The sequence below is a fragment of the Streptomyces sp. UG1 genome, assembly GCF_049974585.1.
Lineage (GTDB): Bacteria > Actinomycetota > Actinomycetes > Streptomycetales > Streptomycetaceae > Streptomyces.
The window spans coordinates 1-3,914 of the sequence record NZ_JBNGGG010000111.1; the positions used below are offsets into that span (position 1 = coordinate 1).

Sequence of the window (3,914 nt, forward strand, 5' to 3'; positions counted from 1 at the left end):
CTGTACCGGGAGGACACGGACCGCGACGCGCTGCTGGAGGGGTGGGGCCGGATCGTGCGGCCGCTGCTCACCGGATCCCCAGGCTTCCCAGCTGCCGCCGGTCCGCAGGAAGGACGGCTGACGGAGCGTGCCGCACACGGGTCACGTGCCACGTCGAGCCACCCTGCGACCGGGGCATCGACCGCGCCCACGAGCTGAGCGCTCGTCATCGCCTGCCGGGTCACCAGACGCCCGCGGTCTGTCACCGTCGGGCACCGGCAGCGACTGTGTGACTTCCAGTCAAGCACGGCCCTTGCGCTGCCCCGGCGCCGCGCGCACGGCCGGACCACTCGCCGGCATACGTACTGACAGGAGGGCGGCCACCATGGGCAGTCCGGCAGAAGCGTTCGTCTACGACGCGCTGCGCACCCCGCGCGGGCGCGGCAAGAACGACGGCTCACTGCACACCGTCGAACCGATCTCCCTCGTCGTGGGTCTCCTCGACGAGGTGGGCAAACGCAATCCGGGCTTCGATCCGCTGCGGGTGGACGACGTGATCCTGGGCGTGGTCTCGCCGGTCGGCGACCAGGGCGCGAACCTCGCCCGGACCTCCGCGCTGGCCGCCGGATACGAGTCCTCGGGCGCGGGCTTCCAACTGAACCGTTTCTGCGGCTCGGGGCTGGAGGCGGTCAACATCGCCGCGCAGAAGGTCCGTTCCGGCTGGGAGGACCTTTTCCTCGCGGGCGGGGTCGAGTCGATGTCGCGGGTGCCCATGGGCGCGGACGGAGGACCGGCGATGACGGATCCCGAGACGGCCTACAGCACCTCGTTCGTGCCGCAGGGGATCAGCGCCGACCTCATCGCCACCGTGGAGGGGTTCAGCCGCGAGGACGTCGACGCGTTCGCCGTCGAGTCCCAGGCCCGGGCGGCCAAGGCTGCGACGGATGGCCTGTTCGACCGCTCGCTCGTCGCCGTCCGCGATGTCAACGGCCACATCGTTCTGGACCGGGACGAGCTGGTACGGCAGGACACCGGCCCGGCCGCGCTCTCCGCGCTGAAGCCGTCGTTCGCGGGCATCGGTGAGCAGGGCGGCTTCGATGCCGTGGCGCTGCAGAAGTACCACTGGATCGAGCGGATCGACCACGTCCACACCGCCGGCAATTCGTCGGCGATCGCCGACGGCGCCGCGCTGACGGTCGTCGGCAGTGAGCGGGCCGGCCGCGACCTCGGCCTCACCCCATGCGCCCGGATCGTCGCCACGGCCACCGTGGCCGGCGAACCGACGATCATGCTCACCGCTCCCGCCCCGGCCGCGCGCAAGGCGCTCGCCAAAGCGGGGCTGGCCGTGGGCGACATCGATCTGTGGGAGGTCAACGAGGCGTTCGCTGCCGTCGTGTTGAAGTTCCTGCGCGACCTGGACGTACCGCCCGAGAAGGTCAATGTGAACGGCGGGGCGATCGCACTTGGCCATCCGCTGGGCGCCACCGGGGCGATGATCCTCGGCACCCTCGTCGACGAGCTGGAGCGGCGCGGCATGCGCTACGGCCTGGCCACCCTGTGCACCGGCGGTGGCATGGGCGTCGCGACCGTCGTCGAACGCCTCTGACCGGAACATCAGGCGGCCGGCCACCGAAGAAGGCGCCGAGGAAGCGGGAACACACGCATGACCGACCCGAACGCCATCCGCTGGGAGCAGAGCACCGACGGCGTCGTCACGCTCACCCTGGACGACCCGGGACAGCGGGCCAACACCATGAACGACGCCTTCCGCGCCTCACTCGCCGCGGCCGTCGAACGGCTCACCGCCGAGAAGGACACGATCACCGGCGTGATCGTCACCTCCGCGAAGGACTCCTTTCTGGCCGGCGGGGACCTCCGGCAGCTGATCCGGGTCACCGACAGCGACGCCGCACGGTTCGCCGCGCAGATCGAACAGGTCAAAGGATGGCTGCGGACGCTGGAGACGCTGGGCAAGCCGGTCGTCGCGGCGCTGAACGGCTCCGCTCTGGGCGGCGGCCTGGAGCTCGCGCTCGCCTGCCATCACCGCATAGCGCTGGACACTCCGGACGCGAGGTTCGGCCTGCCCGAGGTCACCTTCGGCCTGCTGCCGGGTGGGGGAGGCGTGGCGCGGACCACCCGCCTGCTCGGCGTCGTCGATGCCCTGACCAAGGTCCTCCTGGAGGGCGACCGGTACCCACCGGCCGAGGCGGTGCGGCTCGGGCTGGTGGACGAACTCGCCGCGACACGCGAGGAACTGCTCGACAAGGCCCGCGCCTGGATCACCGCGCACCCCCACTCGGTGCAGCGCTGGGACGCGGCCGGCTACGCGATCCCCGGCGGCGCCCCGGGAGCCCCGGGCTCGCGGCAACCTTGCCGGCCCTCCCCGCCACCCTGCGCAAGAAGCTCAAGGGTGCGCCGCTGCCGGCCCCGCACCACATCCTGGCCGCCGCCGTCGAGGGCGCCCAGCTGGATCTGGATGGCGCGTTGAGAGTCGAGGGCCGCTACTTCGTCGACATCGCACGCGGCCAGACCGCGAAGAACATGATCCAGGCGTTCTGGTTCGACCTGAACACGATCAAGGCCGGCGGGTCACGCCCGAAGGGCCTGCCCAGACGCCGGGTGTCGAAGGCCGCCGTGCTCGGTGCCGGCATGATGGGCGCGGGCATCGCCTACGCCTGCGCGCGCAGCGGCATCGACGTCGTCCTCAAGGACGTCTCCCTTGAGGCCGCGGAACGTGGCAAGGACTACTCCCGCAGGCTCCTGGACAGGGCCGTGACACGCGGGCGGCTGAGCGAGGCCGGACGGGAGAAGGTCCTCGCCCGCATCACGCCGAGTGCCGAGTACGCCGATCTGACCGGCTGCGACCTGGTCGTGGAGGCGGTCTTCGAGGACGCCTCCCTCAAGCGTGCCGTCTTCGCCGAGGCGGAACGGGCGGTCGCTGACGACGCGCTGCTCGGCTCGAACACCTCCACCCTGCCGGTCAGCAGCCTGGCCGAAGGAGTGCACCGGCAGAAGGACTTCATCGGCCTGCACTTCTTCTCACCCGTCGACAGGATGCCGCTGCTGGAGGTCGTCCGCGGTGAGCGGACCAGCGACGAGGCCCTGGCGCGGGCTCTGGACTTCGCGGCGCAGATCGGCAAGACGCCGATCGTCGTGAACGACAGCCGCGGTTTCTTCACCTCCCGGGTCATCGGGACGTTCGTGTACGAGGCCCTGGCCATGCTCGGCAAGGGCATCGCCCCGGCGACCGTCGAGCAGGCCGCCTGGCAGGCCGGTTACCCGGTCGGCGCGTTGCAGCTGGCGGACGAACTCAACCTGGAGCTGCTGCTGAGGATCCGCGACGAGAAGCGCGCCGCGGACGGCGACGACTACCGCGCGCACCCGGCCGAGGCGGTCGCGGAGACGATGACCGGGCTGGGCAGGCCCGGCCGCGTGCGCGGCGCCGGCTTCTACGACTACGACGCCTCGGGCGCGCGGACCGGTCTGTGGCCGCAACTCAACACGGTCTTTCGCGCACATGGCGACCCCGCCGGGGTCGACCTGCGCGAACTCACCGAACGGCTGTTGTTCGCCGAGGCCGTCGAGGCGGCACACTGCGTCGCCGAAGGCGTACTGACCAGCACGGCGGACGCCAACATCGGATCCCTGCTGGGGATCGGCTTCCCGCCCTGGACCGGTGGCGTCCTGCAGTACGTCAACGGCTACCCCGGCGGCCTGCCAGCCTTCGTCGCCCGCGCCGATCGCCTCGCCGCCGCTCATGGCGAGCGCTTCGCCCCGAACGCCCTGCTGCGCGAGAAAGCCGAGCACGGCGAGACCTTCTGACCGACCACCGCATTCCACCGTAATACGGAGCTCATATGACCGACGATCAGCAGTCCACCGTCCTGTACGAGGTGAAGGACCGCAAGGCGTACCTCACCCTCAACCGGCCCGGC

The 3,914-nt window shown here is 71.1% G+C and carries 2 protein-coding genes and 1 pseudogene; all 3 read left to right on the top strand.

The features are described 5' to 3' along the window. Positions 1-198: hypothetical protein (locus ACP4J3_RS50450; RefSeq protein ID WP_426544997.1), on the top strand; the 198-nt coding region annotated here is incomplete at its 5' end. Between the two features lie 166 nt (positions 199-364). After that, a complete protein-coding gene (locus tag ACP4J3_RS50455; RefSeq protein WP_426544999.1) occupies positions 365-1,585 on the top strand; it encodes an acetyl-CoA C-acetyltransferase in 1,221 nt (406 codons plus the stop codon). Between the two features lie 57 nt (positions 1,586-1,642). Continuing rightward, positions 1,643-3,801 (top strand): annotated as a pseudogene (locus tag ACP4J3_RS50460) (3-hydroxyacyl-CoA dehydrogenase NAD-binding domain-containing protein). The last annotated feature ends 113 nt before the right edge of the window (positions 3,802-3,914 follow it).